Here is a 21451-nt window from a genome sequence, read left to right as displayed (position 1 = left end):
GATTCTTTTTCTGATGGCGGAAAATTCAATGAAGAAAAAGCAGCCTTGAAACAGGTTGAAAAAATGCTGAAAGACGGTGTAGAAATCATTGATATCGGGCCGCAGTCTACAAGGCCAAATGCTGAGTTTTTATTGGCTGAGGAAGAGATTTCGAGAATTGGAAACATGATTTCTTTGGTTAAAAAAGAGTTTCCTGAAGCATTAATTTCCCTGGACACGTTTTACTCGAAAACCGTAAAGTTTGGTTTTAATGAAGGTGTGGATATCATTAACGATATTTCAGGTGGAATGTTTGATAAGAAAATGTTCGAAACTGTTGGCCAAACCGGACTTCCCTATATTCTGATGCACGTGAATCCGACTTATGAATTAATGCATGAAAAAATTATTGATGATGATATTATCCTGAACGTCAACCGATATTTTTCAGAGAAAATTCTCGAGCTTAGAAAGTTTGGGGTTAAAGATATTGTACTGGATCCTGGTTTTGGGTTCGGCAAAACAGTAGAGCAACAGCACCAAATGATTGACGAGCTTCAGTATATTTCGTTTGGAGAATATCCATTGCTGGTTGGGATTTCACGGAAATCTTTTATTTACAAACCGTTGGGGAAACAGCCCTTGGAAATTAATGAAGAAATGCAGAAACTTCATTTAACGATGCTCGAAAAAGGAGCCAAAATACTACGTGTCCACGATGTTGCCCAGGCGAAAAAAACGGTTGATGAATTCCTGAAAATTAATTAAGGCCGGAGAGTTTTTCGGCGTATTCTTTTGCAAACTGTTCGCGTTCTTTGTTAAGTTGTTCGAGGTTTTTAGGCAAAATATAATTGAAAAGTATTTTTTCTTCGTCATCTAAAAAGATAAGTTCTTTTTCTTCGCCATCGATCATCTGTGCAAAGATTTCCCACATTGAAGTGTCTTTCATTTTCAGCAGTTCGAAAAACTGCGATGCTTTGATCTGAATAATCTTCATGAATAATCCTGATTTTTATTGCTGCAAAAATAGTGTTTTACAACGGTTCCCGCGTAAGCGAGGGGAGAGGAAATCCTTTTTTGGTTGCGGCGGCGAAGCCGCCGCAACCAAAAAAGATTGTAACGGACGTAGCGACCCGAGTCGTGGGAAAAGCATTGGCGAGGGTTACGCCCAAATTAAAATCCTAAAAAATTGAATTTCAGCTGAACTGCAAAATTTTCTTTAAACGGTAAAGTCGAGTAGTGACCAACCCTGTAGAAAAAACCGAGATTGAAAGGTGTGCCGAGAAAATGATTGCTCTCGAGCCCGATTTCCTGATAAAGATGATCGAGTTTCTGGAATTCGAAACCGTGATACTCAGGATTTTTCATGTCGCCAATAATTCCGCGGTACACCACATCGAAACTCGAGGTATTTTTTCCAAAAGTTTTGAAATACCAGGGAATCCTGTGCGTAAAGTAGAATCCGGCAAACTTGTCGTTATAATATTTACCGCTCTCCATGGTTGCAAAACCGAGGAAAGACGTGAGATTGAAGTTAAAACTGTCTTTCCCGCTGCCCAAACCATTCATCGCGAAATGATGCCAAATGGGTGCGTCACCAGTGAGTAATCCTCCGTAAACCCTAATTCCGGTAACGCCTGCTTTTGTCTTAAAATTATGCTGCGCCAGTGCATCCCACCGGCTGTATTTGAAATCTCCTCCAAAAGCCTGCATTCCCTGTTCGTAATTGATGTAAAACTCCGGAAAGCTTTGCTCGTAAGTAAATTTTCCGGAAGGCGTCATGATGTTTTTAGATTTAGGCGCATATTTCAGGGTGATTTTGGAAGCGAAATTTTCAAATTTCTGTCCGAGATTCATGAAATTATAATCGAAAGTGGCTTCTTCAATATCTTTTTTGGCCGAAATATTGAATGTTAAAGCATTGCTTAAATCATTTTCAAAGGCGATTTTAAAACCTTCGTAACGGTAAAACCTGTCGTTTTTAAGATCGATTCCGGAGTTCATGATTTTCATTTTGAAATTCCAGAGATTTTCGCTGAAACGTCCTGCAGCCATTACATCATTATAATATTCTGCGCGGAAAAACGAGTTTTTGTTCAGTGTTGTTTTTACATCGATTCCGGCACCGTACTTCCAGCCTTCGTCTTTGAAACCGTAAGCAAGGTACGCATCTGGCGAGAGATAAGGATGGAAGCGTTCATTTAGTTTGGCGGCAATGCCTAAGCGCGCTCCTTCGTATTTATTATATTTAAGAAGCTGCGCTGCATCCAGATCTACTTTGCCAAGCCTGAGTTTTCCTTTGATCAAACCTGTAAATGCGTTTAATTTCTGGTCGAGTTTGTATTTTTTTCCTACACTGTCGATTTTTTCGTAGCTTATTTTTTCGCGGGCGCTTAACGAATCTGTACGGAATGTGTCCAAAATTTTACCGTCGGAATTTTTCACGCTCATGGTGTAGCCTGCGAAATCTTTTTTGTTTTCACTGATTTGGGTTTTAAAATCGAAATAATCGGCAACCATAAAGACATAATTACCAAATTTCTGAAGATTTTTGTTTACAGAATCTTTGTCATTTTTTTCATCGGTTTTTGTGTTGCCGAAAACCGTGGAACCCATTTTTATCTTCAAATTTTCTTTGCTGAGAAACCATTTGTTATCAATCGGTTTCCAGATGCTGGTGATGCTTCCTTCACTTTTATTCTTGCTGTTGCTTTCAATTTTTTTTAGCCCAAAAGTTTGGGTGTCAACGTACAGGTAACCATTGAATTTTCGTTTATTCACCGGCTGTTTGTAATCAACCTGCCGGAAGCGGATAACATAATTCTGTCGTCCTTCAATTTCGATGGTATCTGTTAAAAAGAAGCGGTAAAGTGTGCGGTTTTCTTCGCGTATTTCTCTTGGGATTCGGTTTCTGTTGGAGCGCAGGGTCATCATTTCATAAATCGGCTCTTTCAGCCCTGCAACGCGGTTGTCGAGAATATTAATTTTTTCACCATATTTTTTAGAGAACAGAAATTCGGATGCTCTTTCCCACAGGAAAAGTTTACTCGAACTCATCAGTTTCATTACATTTACACTTTCTATGGAGTCCTTTTTCTTCTCTGCAGTCTGTATTTTTTCAGGAAGTTTTTTTAAAGAATCAAGTCTTTTTTCGAGATAGGCATTGTAATGTTTGATGCTGTCTTCATCAATATCTAAAGAAATCTTTTCGTATGATTTAAAAGAGTAGGAGTGCAGGCTTTGAGGGGAATTGTTCTGGTAGTTGTCATTTACTTTCTGAAGAATTTCCAGGGCTAAAGGATCGCTTTTGTCATTAATAACCACGGCTTCAATCGACTGGGTTTTCGGATCTGTTTTTGAAAGCGCTATTTCCATCACCTGATCCACAACAGCTTCATCTTCATAGTAACCAGGAGCTTTTACATCCACCTTCTTACATTTTGTGCGGAACTGAAGAACGCCGTGCGCATTGGTTTTTCCTAAAATTTTCTTGTTGCAGGAAACTGTTGCATTAGTAATTGGCGTGCCTTCACCGGCTTTCAGAACGGTAATTTTCGACTGTGCGGCAACGTTCAGAAAAAGAAACGATAAAAGGAAAGATAGAAGTTTGTTCATGAAAACAAAAGTATTTAATTTTTTTAGATAATCGGAAAGTTATATTCGCTGGTAATGTGGAATTTAAAAAGTAATGCTGTCGGTAAAATAATTTGTAATTTAGTTCGATGAAAAATATATTTACATTCGCTGTTTTACTACTGCCTTTCGCCCTTTTTTCGCAGCAGAAAGCGTTAACTGAAGAGGGTAAGGAAGTCGTGCTTTTTGATAACGGAACCTGGAAGTTTGTAAATGAAAGCGACGCAAAAGTTCTGGAAACAATCGTTACCAACAATGATGTGTTTGAAAAACCCAAAACCGCAAGTTTCTTGATGAAAAGTAAAAAAATGGATGTAGGCGTATATTTCGATCCTAAAAAATGGAAACTTGCCACACAGAATATCAGTCCGCATGTAGAATATTTCTTTGCTGAAAGAAACAGTAACGATGGATATTTTGGTTTTATGATTACTGAAAAAGTACAGATCGCTACTTTGAAAAACCTGAAGGATCTTATCATCGAAAATGTTAACAGGAATGTAGATTATTTCCGGTTAAAAGAATCGGAATACCGTACTGTGAACGGAATGAAAGTACTCTACATTCGCTACGCAGCCAATACAAAAGGTATGGATTTCGAGTATGCCGGAAATTATTCTATCAACAGCGACGGTTATGCCGGCGTGGTAGGATTCGCTTCGCAGAAGGTTTTTGAACAGAGTTTCGGTGCTGTTCAGGAACTGATAAACGGAATTTCAGTTACTCCAAAAGAAGATGTAAAAGAAACTGTGGAATATAAATCTCCGCCGCCACCAATGATTTCCAAGTAAACGTTTAAGAAATCCGGCTCCACTTGTTTTTTCCTTTATATAGTTTAAGGTAGTAGTTCTTTAAACCGGCATTTTCAGGATTCTGTAGATGTGGGTCTTTTTTCAGAAGATGTTCTACTGCGGCTTTAGAAGCTTTAATGATTTTTCCGTCAGCGGTTAAATCGAGTTTTTTAAAATCTACAACGCCGCTTTGCTGTGTTCCCAAAATATCACCTGGACCGCGCAATTGCATATCGACTTCAGAAATTTTAAACCCATCGTTGGTTTCTGTCATTGTTTTAATCCGCGTCCGGCTTTCTGTAGAAAGTTTATCCGAAGTCATGAGAATACAGAAGCTTTGTTCAGCACCACGTCCGACTCTCCCACGCAGCTGGTGAAGTTGCGAAAGACCGAATCTTTCAGCACTTTCAATAATCATTACCGATGCATTCGGGACATTTACGCCGACTTCAATTACCGTTGTCGCCACCATAATTTCGGCTTTTCCTGAAGCGAAATAACTCATTGCAGCTTCTTTTTCAGCGGGTTTCATCCTGCCGTGGAGCATCGTAACATTTTTTCCTTCGAAAAACGCGACAATATGGTCGAAATTTTCCATCAGATTTTTATAATCGAGTGTTTCAGATTCTTCAATTAAAGGATAAACGAAGTAAATCTGTCTTCCTTTTTCAATTTCATCTTTCGCAAAACGGAAAACCGAAAGCCTGTCTTTTTCGCGTCTGTGAGCGGTAATGATGGGTTTTCTGCCCACAGGCATTTCATCGATTACGGAAACATCAAGATCACTGTAAAAACTCATTGCCAAAGTTCTGGGAATCGGTGTTGCAGTCATCACCAGAATATGCGGTGGAATTTTATTTTTTGCCCAAAGTTTTGCCCGCTGCGCAACACCAAACCGGTGCTGTTCATCAATAATAGCAAGACCGAGATTTTTGAACTGAACAATATCTTCAAGTACTGCGTGGGTTCCTACAAGAATTGAAAGTTCACCACTAAGCAGTTCCGCGTGAATGATCTTTCTTTCTGCAGTTTTAGTTGAACCGGTGAGAAGCCTGACTTTAATATCGGTGTTTACGAGCAGTTCTTTAATGGAATTGAAGTGTTGCTGCGCAAGAATTTCGGTAGGAGCCATCATGCAGCTCTGGAAACCGTTGTCCATTGCTATCAACATGGCAAGAAGCGCAACCATTGTTTTTCCCGAACCTACATCCCCCTGCAAAAGACGGTTCATCTGGATCGGTTTTTTCATATCTGTGCGTATTTCCTTCAGTACTCTTTTCTGGGCGTTTGTTAGTTCAAAAGGCAGGTCGTGAATGTAAAATTTATTGAAGTTTTCACCGATTTTAGGGAATGGATTTCCGATGACAGATGTTTTCTGATATTGTTTTTTTAATCCGTAACCCAGCTGAAAAAAGAAGGCTTCCTCGAACTTCAATCTGCGGTTTGCGTGTTCGAAATGATGAAAATCTTTAGGGAAATGAATATGATAAAAAGCGGGAATTCTGCCGATTAATTTTAATGATTTCATTAAAGAATCAGGCATATTTTCCTGCATTAACGATGGTAAATTAAGCGTGATTTCAGAAAGAACCGTTTGGAAAAATTTATTGTTGATTCCTCTTTTTGCCAGTTTTTCACTTCCCGGATAAATCGGCAGGAGCGAGCCCGAAAGTGCTTTCTTTTCATCGGTTTCAATCTCCGGATGCGCCATTGAAAAAACGCCATTAAAGAGCGTTACTTTCCCGAAAATAAATAGTTCCCGGTTGATTGGTATCTGTTCTTTCATCCATTTTGAATAACGGAACCAAACGAGTTCTAATGTTCCCGTATGATCACGGAATTTGGCAGACATCCGCTTTTTTCCGTTGCCGTAAGCTATTTCCTGAATCTCAGTTATTTTTCCTTTCAGCTGAATGTCGGCTTCGGGTTCTTCAGCAAGATCGCCAATATTATAAATTTTACTTTTATCAATGTAGCGCAACGGATAAAAAGTGAGTAAATCCTCCACAGTGGAAATTCCCAAGACATTTTTAATGAATTTGGCTCGTTCGGGACCGATTCCTTTTAAGAATTCTATGGAAGTTTCTAATGTCAGATCTTAATTTTTTTTCTGCTTTGAGGATTGAGATGTTCGTTGGCGAGCGAATTTCGGTAAAATAAAAAAGACTTCCAAAAAATTTCTGAAAGTCTTTAATCTTCAATATCTAAATCAGTTTTTAATGCTCGATCTAAATTTTTTCTGATAATTTTCCCACTGCTCACGCGTTGTAATCTTTTTATAGTCGTCGTTAGCGATAAACTGAATGTAGGGCTCCAGTTCTTTTGCCGTGAGCGCACCCTGAAGAATGGTAATCGGCATGCTTTGCTCATCCAGAAAAACCGTTGTGGGAACAGCAACAACATTCATAAACTTGGTGAATTCGTGCATTGAATTTTTTCTTTTTCCGGTTTCGAATCCTGGATTTGAAAATGTTCTGCCAAAAAGAGTAATATTTTCTTTATTTTCTGCATCAAATTTTACGGCGTAGTAATTCTCCTGAAGAGATTTTGCGATGACGGGGTGATTAAAGGTTTCTTTTTCCATGATTTTACATGGGCCGCACCAGTCTGCATAAAAATCGATCAGAATTTTTTTTGGCGTTGTTTTCTGTGCTTCCACCGCTTCTTCGAGCGTCATCCACTTAACCTGTGCTGAGGCAAAAGAAATGGCTAAAACGAAAAATAAAAAGTTTAATTTTTTCATCAGTGGTTTGATTGAAAATATAAAGTTTTGTTAAAGCACTATCTCACTTCCTGCATTAGTTTTTTCACGAGCGGGGAGATAATGATGAGTACAACACCCGCGATTACGGCATAAAGCCCTAACTGTTTGTAACCCTCTGTATAGGCTAAAAGTGCATCCATATTGGTGGAACCTTCTTTGGCGGTTGCCATGTTTGCACCGATAATTCCAGCTACATATTGCCCGTAAGCGGATGCAAGGAACCACATTCCCATCATCATTCCCTGAAGTTTTTCGGTAGAAAGTTTCGTCATGATTGAAAGTCCGATCGGAGACAAACATAATTCGCCAAAAGTTATCACAAGCAATGCGATGGTAAAAATATTTAAAGAAGTAACTCCTTGCAAATCAGCAAAAAATCTTGTAGCAAACAATACGTAATATCCTAAACCGAGGAATATAAAACCGAGTCCGAATTTAATTAAGGTGTTAGGTTCTAATCTTTTTTTACTTAGCCAAATCCATAAAAGTCCGACAAGTGGGGCAAGAAAAATAATGAAAAAAGCACCTCCGGAATTGTTTACTCCGTTAGGATCCAAGCCAAGCAAATCTTTGTTCAGATTATTTGCTGCGAAAATACTTAACGAACCTCCCGACTGCTCATAAATTCCCCAAAATATAATAGAAAATATAATGAAAACGAGGGCTGCAAGTAGCTTTTTTCTTTCTGCAACATTCACTTTCGTCATTTCATAAAACAGGTAAATAAGGGTTAAAGGACCGACGGTCCACATAAAATAATCGGTGTATTGCGGCACAGAAACCATGGTCATAATCAGCGGAACAAAAACTAAAGTAAGAGCGTAAACTCCGTAAACTTTCCATTTTTCCATAGGAACTATAGTTCCGTCTGCAAGTTTTCGCTCGGGCATCAGACCAATAGGACCTAAACTTCGCTGGGTGAAAACAAAATTGATCAAGCTGATCACCATTACGATTGCCGCTAAACCAAATGCGACATTCCATCGCTTGTCTTCTGGAATAAGACCTGAAAGCATTTCACCTTTTCCAATAGCAATACAGAGATATCCTCCGAGTAGCGCACCAAGGTTAATTCCTGCATAAAACAGTGAAAAACCTGCGTCGGTACGGGAATCTCCGGCTTTGTAAAGTTTCCCAACCATGGTTGAAATATTAGGTTTAAAGAAACCAGTTCCTACCACGGTGAAAGAGATTCCGAGAAAGAAAAAATCATGAGGATTGGTAGCGAGAATCAAACTCCCTACAATCATTAAAACCCCACCCCAGAACAGGGATTTACGGAAACCAAGGATTTTATCCGCAAAAAGACCACCTACAAAAGTGAATGCATACACAAATGCCTGGGTTGCCCCATATTGAAGATTTGCCTGTTCGTCACCGAATTTCAACTGAGAAATCATGAAAAAAACGAGCATTCCGCGCATTCCGTAGAAGCAGAATCGTTCCCACATTTCCGAGAAAAAAAGTGACCAGATTTGTTTCGGATATTTTCCTTTGAAATCCTGAATTTGTTCTAACGTAAGATTCATTTTAGAATAATTTTTAACGAAAATAGAAAAAACCACCGAATAATCGGTGGTTTAGTATAATTAAATGCGCTTAGTTCTAGTTTACTCCGTGCATTTTTTTCTCTAACCAACGGCTCATTGCAAACAAAATTAAAGCGGCAGCTCCACACATCACAATAAATACAAGGAAGAAATCGAAAAGGTTGGTGATTTCAAATCCTAAGAAATAAGTGATTTTCGCGCCTTGGCCCTCTTCACCACTTCCTGGAATTAGTGCTGATAAAGTTCCTGCAAATTTGTTTGCAGCAGCATTAGCCAGGAACCATGTTCCCATTAATAGAGACGAGAAACGCAGTGGTGAAAGTTTTGACACCATTGAAAGTCCGATTGGTGAAAGACAAAGTTCACCCATTGTGTGAATTACATATAGTGCGATCAACCAGAACATGGAAACTTTGTCCATCATTCCCAGACCGTAAACAGCAAATGCAATAACGACGTATCCTAAAGAAACCAATGCAAGACCAAGGGCCATTTTCTTTGGCGAAGACGGCTCCATACCGCGGTTTCCGAGACGTAACCACATTGAAGAGAACAATGGTGCTAGTACGATAATGGCCAGTGGGTTTACTGACTGGAAGTAACTGGCAGGCATTTCCCAACCGAAAATTGTCCTGTCGGTCTGTCTGTCAGCAAAAATTGTAAGTGAAGCTCCGGCCTGCTCAAATGCTCCCCAAAAGAATATAACAAAGAATGCGAGGATAAAAATCACCATTATTCTTTCACGTTCTTCTTTAGTCAAAGATTTATCTGTAAGAACAATTAATGGCATCACAATCATAGCGCCATAAATGAGGTATCCGATAATATCCAAATCGCTTTGGAACATGGTTTTAAAGTTCATTAAAAAGAAAATAATTGCAATTGAGCCTAAAACCATTCCAAGCTGTGCAATACCAAATTTATTGGTTGGCATCCCGATTGGCTTGTTCTCGTTATCTACAAGCAGTTTGTTTTTTTGAAGCATAAAGGTTATCAAACCGATGACCATCCCAATACCTGCCGCCAGGAAGCCCCATTTAAAGTCAATTTTTTCAGCCAGCGTACCAGAAATAAGCGGAGCGAAGAAAGCTCCCAGGTTGATCCCCATGTAGAAAATGGTAAATGCAGAATCCACCCTGCGGTCTCCTTTCGGATAAAGCTGGCCCACCATTGTTGAAATGTTTGGTTTGAAAAAACCGTTCCCAATGATCAACATGGTAAGACCAATCCACATCAGCGTAATTGCTGAACTGCCTGAAGTGGAAGCACTGAAAAACATTACAAACTGCCCAAGTGCCATAAGTACACCACCAATTTCTATACTTCTTCTGTTACCCAGAAAACGGTCTGCAAGATAACCACCCAGAAGCGGCGTAAGATATACCAGCCCGGTATAACTTCCGTAGATTTGTGAAGCTTCTGCATCGTCCATTAAAAGCATTTTCGTCATGTATAAAACGAAAATCGCACGCATACCGTAATAAGAGAAACGTTCCCACATTTCTGTCATAAACAAAAGATAGAGTCCTTTCGGGTGCCCTTTTTGCTCTGCTGTGTCCATATTTTTTTATTTGTTAATAATTGTTAAGGAGCAAATATAGTTTTTTTTCTTTTTCAAGGGCTGAAAATTTGAGTTTTTAAAACAGAAAAGTGCCGAATTTCTCCGGCACTTTAAAAATATTCATAAAGAAAGATTTAATTTACTCCTTTTTCCTTCATAATTTTATTTAATCTTTTCAGAATAGATAAACCAAGAAGGGTAGCGAGAAGCAATAAACCGAAATTTACGATAAAGAAATTAGCCTTGTTCTCGTAATCGTACCAGAAACTAGCCAACACTCCCGAAAGTTTGTTACCGATTGAAGTGGAAAGGAAGAATCCTCCCATCATCAGGGCAGTAAGTCTCGGTGGAGATAATTTAGAAACTAAAGACAATCCCATTGGTGAAAGACAAAGTTCGCCGACTGTAATTACCCCATAAGCAGCTACAAGCCACAGTGCAGAAACTTTGAATGCGCCATTATCTCCGGCATAGACGGCTCCAACCATCACTAAACACGAGAGTGCAGAAATGAAGAGACCCAATACAATTTTAGCGGGTGTTGTAGGTTCCTTGCCACGTTTTCTTAAGAACATAAAGAAACCAACAACAACAGGCGTTAACACAATTACCCAGAATGGATTCACAGATTGGAACAATTCGGTGTTATAAAGATAAACTTTACCTTCAGGGTTAGCTTCCATAGCTGCTTTCTTCTCAGGCAACTCGTTTCTGAAGTAGATGTCTTTTCCCTGTTCTTTTACAGGATTACCCGCCTCGTCTTTTTGGGCCTGGTACTGGTCATCGTAAACATTTACCTCTTTGGTAGTATAGTCCTTTGCGTCAACAAGATAAATGGCTTCCAGAGGTTTTTCAGCTACTGCAGGCACACTTCTGTCGGTATAATAATTTGCCCATCTCGTCAAAGCGGTTCCGTTTTGTTTGAATACTGCCCAGAACATTAAACTTACCGCAAATATTGCCAACAGTGCGCCGATGGGTCTTTTATCATCTGAATTAGCTTTCACATAGAGCATCACATAAAAATAAACTACAGGCAAACATGCGAAGATAAAGGCATCGGTAGAATCACTTCCGAAGATATTTCCAGGAATAACCCAACCAATAATTCCCGCTATAATTGCAGGTACGAAAACTTTAACCAAAACATCGGAAATCTTGGTATCACCTTCCTGAACGGGTTTCATAACGTTGGCTTTCAATATATGCTTTCTTCCCAAAGAGAAAATCAGCAACCCAATGAACATCCCAACTCCGGCGGTGATAAATGCTTCGCCCCAACCGAATTTATTCCTCATAAATGCGGCGATGATGTTACATGCAAAGGCTCCGATGTTGATTCCCATGTAGAAAATGTTATAACCAGCATCTTTATTAAGTTTATACGGTTCTTCTTCGTAAAGATTCCCAAGAAGGGTAGAGATACTTGGTTTGAAAAATCCGTTTCCTAAAATAATTAGCGCCATTGATGTATAAAACATCGGAATTTCCTTAAAAACTCCTAGACCGATATAACCCAGTCCCATCAAGGCTCCACCGATATAAATCGCTTTGATATAGCCCAAAACGCGGTCGGCCAGAAACCCGCCGAGAAATGGGGTAAGATAGGTGAGGGCAATGAAGGTTCCAAAGATATCATCCGCATTTTTATCATTAAAAGCCAGTCCGCCGGTATCTTTAGGATCGATCATATACAGAACGAAAATTCCGAGGATCAGATAATATCCGAACCTTTCCCACATTTCGGTGAAGAAAAGATATGGTAAGCCTTTAGGGTGTTTGTTTGTGCTTGTCGCCATTTTAAAATATTAAGAGATTATAAATTTTCTAAGATGAAATCTGTCATTTTCTGATAAAGTTGTGGTCTGGTCTGCCCACCGAAAATGCCGTGATTTTTGTCGGGATACGCCATAAATTCAAACTGTTTTTTGTTCTGAATCAAAGCTTCTGCAAATTCCATTGAATTCTGAAAATGTACGTTATCATCTGCGGTCCCGTGAATCAGCAGGAAATTCCCCTTCAGTAAATTTGCGTATTCTGTTGGTGAATTTTCGTCGTATCCTTTAGGATTTTCCTGTGGAGTTCTCAAGAATCTTTCGGTGTACACGGTGTCGTAATACCTCCAGTTGGTTACAGGTGCTACCGCAATTCCGGCTTTGAAAACGTCTGCACCTTTAGTCAATGCTAAACTTGCCATATAACCACCATAACTCCAGCCGAAAATTCCGATTCTGGATTTGTCAATATAACTTTGTTTTCCGAACCATTTTGCGGCTGCAATCTGGTCTTCAATTTCGTATTTACCAAGGTTCAGGTAGGTTGATTTCTTATATTTTGTGCCTTTGTAGCCGGTTCCGCGACCATCTACGCAAACAACGATATAGCCTTTCTGTACCAAATGATTAAACCATAATCCATTGCCTGCATCCCAGGAATTCGATACACTCTGCGATCCTGGACCGGAATATTGGAACATAAAGAGCGGATATTTTTTGCTTGGATTAAAATCTTTCGGTTTCAGCATCCAGGCATTCATTTGGTCGCCAGCTTCGTTCGGAACCGTGAAGAATTCTTTGGTAACCATGTTATCTGCCTGAAGTTTCTGCAGCAATTCGTTGTTGTTCTGAAGTTCTTTGATGGTTTTCCCGTTTCCGTCTTTTAAAACATAGGTGAAAGGTTTTGCCGCTGTGGAAGAAGTTTCAATAAAATAATTGTAATTCCCACTGAAACTTGCCCTGTTATTTCCTTCGGAATTAGAAATAAGTGTAGATTTTCCGTTCTGGATATTTACTTTAGAAACTACTTTATTAATGCTTCCTTTTTCGGTGGTTTGAATAAGAACTTCCTTGGTTTTTGGGTTATAACCATAATAATCAGTTACTTCCCAGTTTCCTTTGGTGATTTGTTTTTTCAGTTTTCCGTTTTGGTCGTACCAATAAAGATGACGGTTTCCGTCTCTTTCAGAACCCCAGATAAATGAGTTGTCATCTAAAAATTCAAGCGTAACATTATCTGTATCTACCCATTTTTCATCGGTTTCTGTAAATAATTTCTGAACGTTTCCTGTCTTTGTATTTACTTTCAGAACATCAGAAGCGTTTTGAGTTCTAGCAGAAGTAATCAGAATAATTTCATCTGCTTTCGCTGTTTTGTACACATTTGGAATGTAGTAATTTTTGAATGCCGATAGATTCAGCGGAGTCGTTTTTCCGGAATCCAAACGGAAAAGCTGTGCAGAAACGACAGAGTTTTTTTCGCCCGCTTTCGGATATTTAAAACGCATTTCTGAAGGGTAAAGCTGCTTGCCGTAAATCGGAATGTACATTTCCGGAACTTCGGTTTCATCGGACTTCACAAATACAATGGCATCGGAGTTTTTCGTCCATTCATAAAGTTTTGCGTGCCCGAATTCTTCTTCATAAACCCAGTCTGCAAGACCGTTCAGGATATGATTTTTCTTTCCGTCACTGGTAATCTGGGTGATTTTACCAGAATTTATATCCTGATAATACAAGTTATTTTCTGCAATAAAAGCCACTTTAGTTCCGTCCGGAGAAAAAGTTGGCTCCTGAACGAAGTTGCCATTATTAAGGTTGATTATTTTGCCTGATTTTAAATCTTTAACATCAAATTTTCCAAGAAATGAATGTCGGTAAATGGGTTCGCTTTCTTTGAGCAGTAAAATTTTAGATTCATCATCACTGAAAATGTAAGACTCAAATCTGCCGTCTACCACATTGCCCTCTTTTTGAGATGTTTTGTAAGAATATTTAGCGATTCCAGTTGGTTCGATAACCACATAATTTTCGCCGTTTTTCAGGGAAGCGATTCCTGAGATTCCTTTGCCACGGTAATATCCGGAATAAATTTTGTCCAGCGTAATTTCCTGTGAGAAAACCATTACGGATGAAAGGACTGCCAAGGATAAAAAGATTTTTTTCATGAATAAAATTTGATAAGATTTCAAAGATAACAATTTTATTAAAAACGGTGTTAAAAGTTGAATTTTACACCGTCTTGGCAAAATTACTGGGCTCGGATTATCAATTTAAAACACAGATCATGGAAACCTTCAATTCAGAAAAATTAAGCAGTTACCAAATAGATCATCAAAAATTGGTGACAGGTTTGCGACCTATACAGATGCCGAAAGTTACGCATCAAAATTTGGCGGAAAGGTAGTGGAAATTGGTTTCAGAGACGGTAATGATAATCCTGAAATCACAAGGGATGGTAGACTTATCGAAAAAAAACTGCATTATTTTGTAGATGCAGGACCCGAATACAAATTTATTCACTCTTCAGATGCGGGATTAAGGCAGTATGCGGACGAATTACAAAAATAAAAGCCAAATCGACCAACTGAGTGCGGAAGAAAAATATATTTCGAACGCGGAAATCGAAATTGCTGATGACCCTATTATTGTTCCTAAAAATAATCATTTTGAATCCGTAACCTCCCGCGAACGGTCGAAATATCTGAAACACGCAAAAGTGTACGAAATCGCAGTGTTGCTGCCGTTATCCTAAAAATTCAAATAAAATTAGTTATAACCCATTGTTATTTAATGCGTTATTTATTTGTTTTTTCATCAGTTTTGGTTTGAAAACCAATAGATTTACGTGGAGTTTCTACAACCTTATAAGACTCAAGTTCAATTTTTAAAGCAGCGATTCTTTTAGGGAAATCATCATAATTATTCAGTGAAACATCATCAATAAACTTTGCCACCTGATTTAAATATTCTTCTGTAAGTTTTGCTGATGCGTCGCGCCTGGCTGCGTTCAGCAGTTTACTGTCGATCTTTATATTTTCAGAATTATCTTTCAAATACTGATTTCTGATCCTTTTTTTCAGACTTTGGGTAAAATCTACGATCATTGTATTCGAAAAAACTTTCATTTTTGACGAAATCTCTTCCCAGAACGGGAGATGATCTGCATTGTTTGCAGTTAATATTTTCATCAGAAGCGCATCTTTCGCAAGATTTTCGGTCATAAAATATAAAATCATTTCCGAACGTTCCCGGGAATTGGGCGGAAATACAGGAATCACCACATCAAATCTGCCTGGAGCAAGAATGTCTTTGTCGATATCAGCAACAGAATTGGCGGAACCTACCATCAGTAAATCCTCTTCTTCGAACCTGCTAATATAATTCAGAACAATTTCTTTAGTTTCTTCGTCGCAGGATAAAACCGTTTTTTTCTCATTTCTTTCACGCATAATATCATCAAAATCTTCCATGAAGAGGAGAGTTTTTTCTTCCTTAAGCATCTCAATCAGAAAATCATTAAAGTTTGTTTTGAGGCCGTCAACAAAGGAAGTGCCGAGATAATATTTTTTTATTTCTTTAAACTGATAACCAATAATTTCAGCGATTTTATTGGCCCAGAAAATTTTTCCGCTTCCCGGCGGGCCGTAAAGAATGATGCCTGCAGGTTTATGTATTCCCCAATCGGTAAGTGGAGTATTGTTGATAAAAGGATCTAATTCTTTTGAAATATGAAAAAAAAGATCCCGATAGCCAATGAAATCCCGCTCTTTTAAGCTTGTTTTCTTTCCGAAGTAATTGTAAACAAACTCATAATTCCCGCCTAACTTATGATCGATTCCGAAACTTGAGACAGATGATTTGTACATTCCGTTGTCAAAAAGTCTGGGTTTTTCGCTTTTAATAATTTCTGCAACTTTTTCAGGACTTTGATTGATCGTTCCGGCAATATCTTCTACAGATTTGGTTTGCTCAAGATCCTTTTCATATTTTTTTAAAAATGAAATATTTTCTCTTGCAAACTTTGCAAAATCGTCTTTTACATTAAAATTTGTCGTAATACATTCTGAAAGTTCAAGATCAAAATCCTGAATGAATTTTATCATACTTTCAGGAGATATTTTGAGTTCCTTAGCAAGGTCGGCGAGTTTCATTTCAAGTATTTTTTGTGCCCAATCAAATTACAAAAATTATGCTGAAAAGGTGCGCGCTGATTTCAAAGCTGAAAGTGAGTTGCAAAAAACGTTTTAAGGTTCAAAACTTTCGAACTTTCCGTTTTCAAAGAACCAAACAATTCTTTTTATTTTATTTGCTTCATTCACAGATGTTTGTGTTTCGGTTTTCAATTCCTGTGGAGCTAATCGCTGAGAATCGGCTATTTTTTCCTGAACTGGGACTTGGGTTGAAATATTCGATTCTGGCGAAACAGATTTTGTAACCTTATCTTCTTTTTCCGTTATTCCAAAATTCTCATCCGCAATCAAAGAAAACAAATCGGGAAGAGGTGTGGGTTTTTGCACTTCGGGCGAAGGTTTTTTTTCAGGACTCTTTATCATTTCGCCTTCACCTGTAATAAGCCATTCCCATTGTAGCTCGGGGAAGCGCTCTTTAATTTTAATGAGAAAATCAAGTGATGGTTTATTTCTGCCGGAAGTGATGTGCGAAATGTTCGATCGCTGCACATCAATCTCATCGGCAAATTCAGATGAAGATAACTCCGAATAGGAGATCACTTTTGATATTCTTTCGTTCAAATTCATAATTACAAATGTAAATAAATATTCAATAAGAAGAATAAACAAAAGTAAACATGCAAACAATTAATTTATTTACAAAAGTAAAACCAGCACATAAAGTACTGGTTTCATATATTTTAGATAATATTTAATGATGATTACCTGTGTAAATTATCTTCATGTTCCGGGTCAAACTTAAGCTTTCTTTCCTTTTTACGTTCAGGGAAAATAAGAGAGAAAAAAATACTTAAACCTAAAATTCCTACAATAATAATGAGGGAATGGCTGGTGGTGAATCCCCAGGCTTCGAGATAACTGTGGGTTAACATCTTCAGACCTATAAATGTCAATAGAACCGATAAGCCTACCTTCAGGAAGCGGAATTTGTCGATAATTCCCGCAAGCAAAAAGAACATGGAACGGAGACCGATAATTGCAAAAATATTGGAAAAGAAGACAATGTAAGGATCTTTAGTAACCGAAAATATGGCTGGAATACTGTCTACAGCGAAGATTAAATCGGTAGCTTCAATGATAAGAAGTACGAGAAAAAGGGGAGTAACCTTCTTAATCCCGTCAATCGTTACGAAAAACTTATTGCCTACAAAATGATCATGCACCTTAAAGAACCTCTTGGCAAACTTTACGACAGGATGATTTTGGGTATCGATTTTATCGTCGCCATCTTTATCAAAGAACATCTTGATCCCTGTAAACACCAAGAATGCCCCAAATACGTACATAATCCAGCTGAACTTTTCGATAAGCGCTGCGCCTACAAAGATGAAGATAAAACGCATTACGATGGCTCCTAAAATTCCCCAGAACAGCACACGGTGGTAATTCTTCTGGGCAACTCCAAACGCACCGAAAATAAGAACGATTACAAATATATTATCTACAGAAAGCGCGTACTCTACAACATATCCTGTTAAATATTCAAGACCTAAATTCTGGTTATACAGCTGTATGCTGTGTTCCAGATCATTGGGAATAACTTTTACCGGATGATGATGTGCTGCGATAACCGATTGTAATTTCGACATACTGTCGATCCCGTGGAGTAGGTGACCGTAGGTAATAAGGATAAAGTAGAAGCACATGGACAGTGCGACCACAAAAAAACTCATCAGGCCGGCCTGTTTCATAGAGATTGTGTCGGATCTTTTCTTAAGAAGTCCTAAATCGAGAGCCAGGATAAAAAAGATAAATACTAAAAATCCAAGGAGAAAAATTGTTTCGCTATTCATATTTAATTTAAAGGGCAAATATACATAATTTATCATTTTTCATGTAATTTACAATTGTTAAAATTCTCATATTTAGAGCGAGCCAAAACTACTGGTGGTGTTTATGTTTTTTCCCTACAAATGGAGTTTTCCACACGACTAAGCAATTAAAGTGATTCTAAAAATAAACTTTATTTGATTTTATTTAAATATTGATTTTTAGATAATTACAAATTTTAATTAAGAAAAATTCAATCCACAAAATTACTAACAGACAATCTGACATTTTGACTTGTTTAATAAATTTACAAAAGTTAATTTATTGAGTTAGCAAAAAAAAAATTAAATTTGAAACTTGTAAAAAGTAAATAATGCCAGAAAATCTGCAGTACCGACAAAATCCTAACTTCCCAAACCGGTATATTTCCCCGGAAAAATTATTTTTTTACCTACAGAAGAATTTCAGAAATTATATATCAGAAGTTGGTAAGTCTTATTTAGGTAAACCTATTTATAAAATGAAATTAGGAAATGGCGCTGTAAAAGTGCTCGCCTGGTCGCAGATGCATGGCAATGAGTCGAATGCCACCCATGCGATGCTCGATTTACTTGAAATTTTCAAATATCAGCCACAGTTAAAGGAAATCCTGTTTTCTGAAATAGCGCTGGATTTTATTTTCATGCTTAACCCCGACGGTTCTGAAAAGTGGACGCGTAGAAATGCGCTGGATATTGATATGAACCGGGATTTTTTAAAACTCTCCAGTAAAGAATTTCCAATACTTAAGAACATTGCAGAAAACGGAGATTACCAATATGGCCTAAATCTTCACGAGCAGCGAACCATTTTCACAACAGATGGTAAAAATCCTGCAACATTATCTTTTTTGGCGCCTTCAGTAAATCATCAGAGAGAAATCAATGAAACCCGCAAAAAAGCGATGGCGGTGATTTCAAGAATTTATGAGAATCTTAATCCGCTAATTCCGAACCAGATTGCGCGTTATTCAGATGAATTTTATCCGACTTCTGTAGGAGATAATTTTTCAAAATTAGGCTTACCGACCATTCTTTTTGAAGGTGGGCATTTTATTGATGATTACAAACGTAAAGGCACAAGAAAATACTATACTTTGGCTTTGTATGAAGGCTTAAAAGCAATTGCAGAGTTAAAAGGCGCTACAGAAAACTGGGAAAACTATCAGAAAATTCCAGAAAACAGAGAAACTCATTACGACATTATTTACAGAAACGTAAAGCTGAATACAGATTTTGAGTGTATTCTGGATATTGCCGTGCAGTATCGAGAAGAATTGCGTAATGGTGATGATGAAATATCTTTCGTCCCCATTGTAATGGAAGTGGGTGATATAGGTATTAAAAAAGGCTGGAAAGAGATCGACTGTACCGGAAAAACCTTTGTCTCTGAAAGAAAATATCCAAAGCTGGATGCTGAAGTTGATTTTAGGATTGAATAAAAAAACGGAGTCTGAAATAGACTCCGCATTATCATATATTATTTTCAGAAAATTAATTCACCACTTTAATTCCATTTGCTACAAATCGGATTTCTTCCTGTGGTTTTGTGATCGCGTCAATTTCTTGCTGAGATTTTTTAGCATCTTCTGCATAATGTTTCTGCTCATCAACTGAGATAATCTTTGTTTCTGCAGAGCCTTCCAAAACTATATTTTTTCCTTTCAGGGCGGTAGGGACAAAGAATGCATAATCTTTCATCTTAACAAAAAACTTTTCGTTATCATCGGTTTCTACCGTTAACCAACAACCTTTTTTATCACAAACATCGGTAACCTTACCTTTTACCGCAACATTTTCGAGTTTTTTGCTGGATTTCAGTTTCTTTTCGAGTTTTTTCGGAGAAATAGCAGTTTGTTCTGCTTTGGCAGAAACCTGACTTCCGTAAACATCACCTATGGCAGCGTTACCGGCCGGTGGACCTGATTTTTTCTCTGCTTCCTGAGCAAATGCTGCAGCTGAAAATACAATGGTCAATAAAAGAATGATTTTTTTCATATTATAAATTTTTACAAAAGTAGCAAATACTTGGACCTGAATAATAGTGTTAAGTCAAAAATTAGCGCCTAAAGATAATTAAATCTTAATTAAATAAGCAATCCGTTAAAGAAAATCAATATATTTATTGCCTTGTAAATTTAATAAACTGAAATTTACCGGAAGTCGATAAAACGGTAAAAATTCAATTAACTGAAAACTTTTATGCAAAAAAAACTCAGACTTTGGGATGCCACAATGCTCGTAATGGGTTCGATGATTGGTAGTGGGATATTTATTGTAAGCTCCGATATGATGCGGAACCTTGGCTCAGGTTACTGGCTGATCGCGGTTTGGGTCATTACCGGAATTATGACTGTTGCTGCTGCAATTTCGTATGGTGAACTCTCAGCAATGTTTCCGAAAGCCGGCGGACAATACACTTATATTACCGAAATTTTTGGTAAAATGACCGGATTTCTTTACGGTTGGGGATTGTTTACTGTCATCCAGACCGGAACAATTGCTGCTGTAGCCATGGCTTTTGGGAAATTTACGGCATATTTAATTCCCGCACTTAATAACTCAGATCCTATTTTCCAGAGCGGAACTTTCAAGATTACCTGGGTTCAGATTTTAGCAATTGTTGTGATCCTGCTCCTTACATTTATCAACACCAAAGGCGTTAAAAACGGCAAATTCCTTCAAAACCTATTTACAACTTCCAAAATAGTCTCTTTGTTAGGAATTATTGTTTTCGGATTTCTTTTCGTGAAAGATTCTCAATGGGCTTCGAACATGAGTTTTGGCTGGAACAGTTTTCAAGATTTTGGTAAAGAAGTAGGGAATGACTTATTGCCAACCGGCTGGAAATCCATCGGAAGCATCACGCTTCTTGGTGGAATCGCAGCAGCCATGGTGGGTTCGGTTTTCAGTTCAGTTGCCTGGGAAAATGTTACTTTCGTTTCCGGTGAAATCGAAAATCCAAAGAAAAATGTAGTAAAATCCATGGTTCTGGGAACTTCTGTGGTAATGGTTTTATATATGTTGGTGAATTTCGTTTATCTGAATGCCCTCGATCGGGATGCCATTGCATTTGCTGATAAAAACCGTCCTGCTGTTGCAGCTTCCGAAGTGATTTTCGGAAACCTCGGAACAGTAATTATGGCGGTTTTGGTGATGATTTCCACTTTTGGCTGTATCAACGGATTGGTTTTAGCAGGTGCGAGAGTATTCCAAACCATGGCAAAAGACGGATTGTTTTTCAAACAGGCGATCGAAAATAATAGAAATGAAGTTCCCGAAAAATCGCTTTGGATGCAGGGAATTTGGGCTTCAGTTCTTGCGCTGAGCGGGCAGTACGGTGATTTGCTCGATATGATTTCGTTCGTCATTGTGCTGTTTTACATGATCACTGTTT

Annotated in this window: 18 protein-coding genes; 6 read left to right on the top strand and 12 right to left on the bottom strand. The window is 38.1% G+C overall.

Annotated elements, in window-relative coordinates; translation table 11 throughout:
- Window positions 1-747: dihydropteroate synthase (gene folP, locus V5N63_RS00690; RefSeq protein WP_332032105.1), on the top strand; the 747-nt coding region annotated here is incomplete at its 5' end.
- Here the strand turns inward: folP and V5N63_RS00685 are convergent.
- Both V5N63_RS00685 and V5N63_RS00680 read right to left on the bottom strand, forming a co-directional pair.
- Window positions 740-976 (bottom strand): hypothetical protein, encoded by a 237-nt coding sequence (locus tag V5N63_RS00685; RefSeq protein ID WP_332032103.1) that lies wholly within the window; start codon window positions 974-976, stop codon window positions 740-742. The genes folP and V5N63_RS00685 overlap by 8 nt on opposite strands.
- Window positions 977-1152: 176 nt before the next feature.
- Window positions 1153-3594 (bottom strand): DUF5686 family protein, encoded by a 2442-nt coding sequence (locus V5N63_RS00680; protein WP_332032101.1) that lies wholly within the window; start codon window positions 3592-3594, stop codon window positions 1153-1155.
- Window positions 3595-3701: 107 nt separating this feature from the next.
- On the opposite strand from V5N63_RS00680, the gene V5N63_RS00675 reads away from it, so the two are divergent.
- Window positions 3702-4403, top strand: a complete 702-nt coding sequence (locus V5N63_RS00675; RefSeq protein ID WP_332032099.1) for a hypothetical protein — start codon at window positions 3702-3704, stop codon at window positions 4401-4403.
- Window positions 4404-4407: 4 nt separating this feature from the next.
- Here V5N63_RS00675 and recG read toward each other — a convergent pair whose 3' ends face one another.
- The 6 genes from recG to V5N63_RS00645 all read right to left on the bottom strand — a co-directional run bounded on the left by recG (window position 4408) and on the right by V5N63_RS00645 (window position 14221).
- Window positions 4408-6498 (bottom strand): ATP-dependent DNA helicase RecG, encoded by a 2091-nt coding sequence (gene recG, locus V5N63_RS00670; RefSeq protein WP_332032113.1) that lies wholly within the window; start codon window positions 6496-6498, stop codon window positions 4408-4410.
- A gap of 114 nt (window positions 6499-6612) precedes the next feature.
- Window positions 6613-7146, bottom strand: coding sequence for a thioredoxin family protein (locus V5N63_RS00665; RefSeq protein WP_332019798.1), 534 nt, complete (start codon window positions 7144-7146; stop codon window positions 6613-6615).
- A 38-nt stretch (window positions 7147-7184) separates the two neighbouring features.
- Window positions 7185-8696: a peptide MFS transporter gene (locus V5N63_RS00660; protein ID WP_332032097.1), complete on the bottom strand. Its 1512-nt coding sequence runs from the start codon at window positions 8694-8696 to the stop codon at window positions 7185-7187.
- 76 nt (window positions 8697-8772) lie between these two features.
- Window positions 8773-10278, bottom strand: coding sequence for a peptide MFS transporter (locus V5N63_RS00655; RefSeq protein ID WP_332032095.1), 1506 nt, complete (start codon window positions 10276-10278; stop codon window positions 8773-8775).
- Between the two features lie 134 nt (window positions 10279-10412).
- Complete coding sequence (locus V5N63_RS00650; protein WP_332032093.1) at window positions 10413-12077, bottom strand: peptide MFS transporter; 1665 nt, start codon at window positions 12075-12077, stop codon at window positions 10413-10415.
- 17 nt (window positions 12078-12094) lie between these two features.
- Window positions 12095-14221, bottom strand: coding sequence for a S9 family peptidase (locus V5N63_RS00645; protein WP_332032090.1), 2127 nt, complete (start codon window positions 14219-14221; stop codon window positions 12095-12097).
- A 238-nt stretch (window positions 14222-14459) separates the two neighbouring features.
- Here V5N63_RS00645 and V5N63_RS00640 point away from each other — a divergent pair, with 238 nt between their 5' ends.
- Entirely contained in the window at window positions 14460-14624 is a 165-nt protein-coding gene (locus V5N63_RS00640) for a hypothetical protein (RefSeq protein WP_332032088.1), read from the top strand.
- On the top strand, window positions 14602-14808 hold the full coding sequence (locus V5N63_RS00635; RefSeq protein ID WP_332032085.1) for a hypothetical protein: 207 nt from the start codon (window positions 14602-14604) through the stop codon (window positions 14806-14808). The genes V5N63_RS00640 and V5N63_RS00635 overlap by 23 nt, the downstream gene beginning before the upstream one ends.
- A 43-nt stretch (window positions 14809-14851) precedes the next feature.
- Here V5N63_RS00635 and V5N63_RS00630 read toward each other — a convergent pair whose 3' ends face one another.
- From V5N63_RS00630 to V5N63_RS00620, 3 genes are all read right to left on the bottom strand, one after another.
- A complete protein-coding gene (locus tag V5N63_RS00630) occupies window positions 14852-16207 on the bottom strand; it encodes an AAA family ATPase (protein ID WP_332032083.1) in 1356 nt (451 codons plus the stop codon).
- A 93-nt stretch (window positions 16208-16300) separates the two neighbouring features.
- The gene (locus tag V5N63_RS00625) at window positions 16301-16813 is read right to left on the bottom strand and encodes a helix-turn-helix transcriptional regulator (protein WP_332032081.1); all 513 of its coding nucleotides are present in this window, start codon (window positions 16811-16813) and stop codon (window positions 16301-16303) included.
- A 134-nt stretch (window positions 16814-16947) separates the two neighbouring features.
- On the bottom strand, window positions 16948-18039 hold the full coding sequence (locus V5N63_RS00620; RefSeq protein WP_332032079.1) for a TerC/Alx family metal homeostasis membrane protein: 1092 nt from the start codon (window positions 18037-18039) through the stop codon (window positions 16948-16950).
- 350 nt (window positions 18040-18389) lie between these two features.
- Here V5N63_RS00620 and V5N63_RS00615 point away from each other — a divergent pair, with 350 nt between their 5' ends.
- Window positions 18390-19496 (top strand): M14 family zinc carboxypeptidase, encoded by a 1107-nt coding sequence (locus V5N63_RS00615; protein WP_332032077.1) that lies wholly within the window; start codon window positions 18390-18392, stop codon window positions 19494-19496.
- A 52-nt stretch (window positions 19497-19548) separates the two neighbouring features.
- Here the strand turns inward: V5N63_RS00615 and V5N63_RS00610 are convergent, their stop codons facing one another.
- Entirely contained in the window at window positions 19549-20052 is a 504-nt protein-coding gene (locus tag V5N63_RS00610) for a DUF4920 domain-containing protein (protein ID WP_332032075.1), read from the bottom strand.
- Between the two features lie 204 nt (window positions 20053-20256).
- Between V5N63_RS00610 and V5N63_RS00605 the strand changes: the two genes are divergently transcribed.
- Window positions 20257-21451, top strand: a 1195-nt coding sequence (locus V5N63_RS00605; protein ID WP_332032073.1) for an APC family permease, incomplete at its 3' end; no start/stop codon positions are given.

Source organism: Kaistella sp., from assembly GCF_032060305.1.
Taxonomy (GTDB): domain Bacteria; phylum Bacteroidota; class Bacteroidia; order Flavobacteriales; family Weeksellaceae; genus Kaistella; species Kaistella yananensis.
Note: the sequence above shows the minus strand (reverse complement) of the source record. Positions and strands in the feature narration are given on the sequence as shown.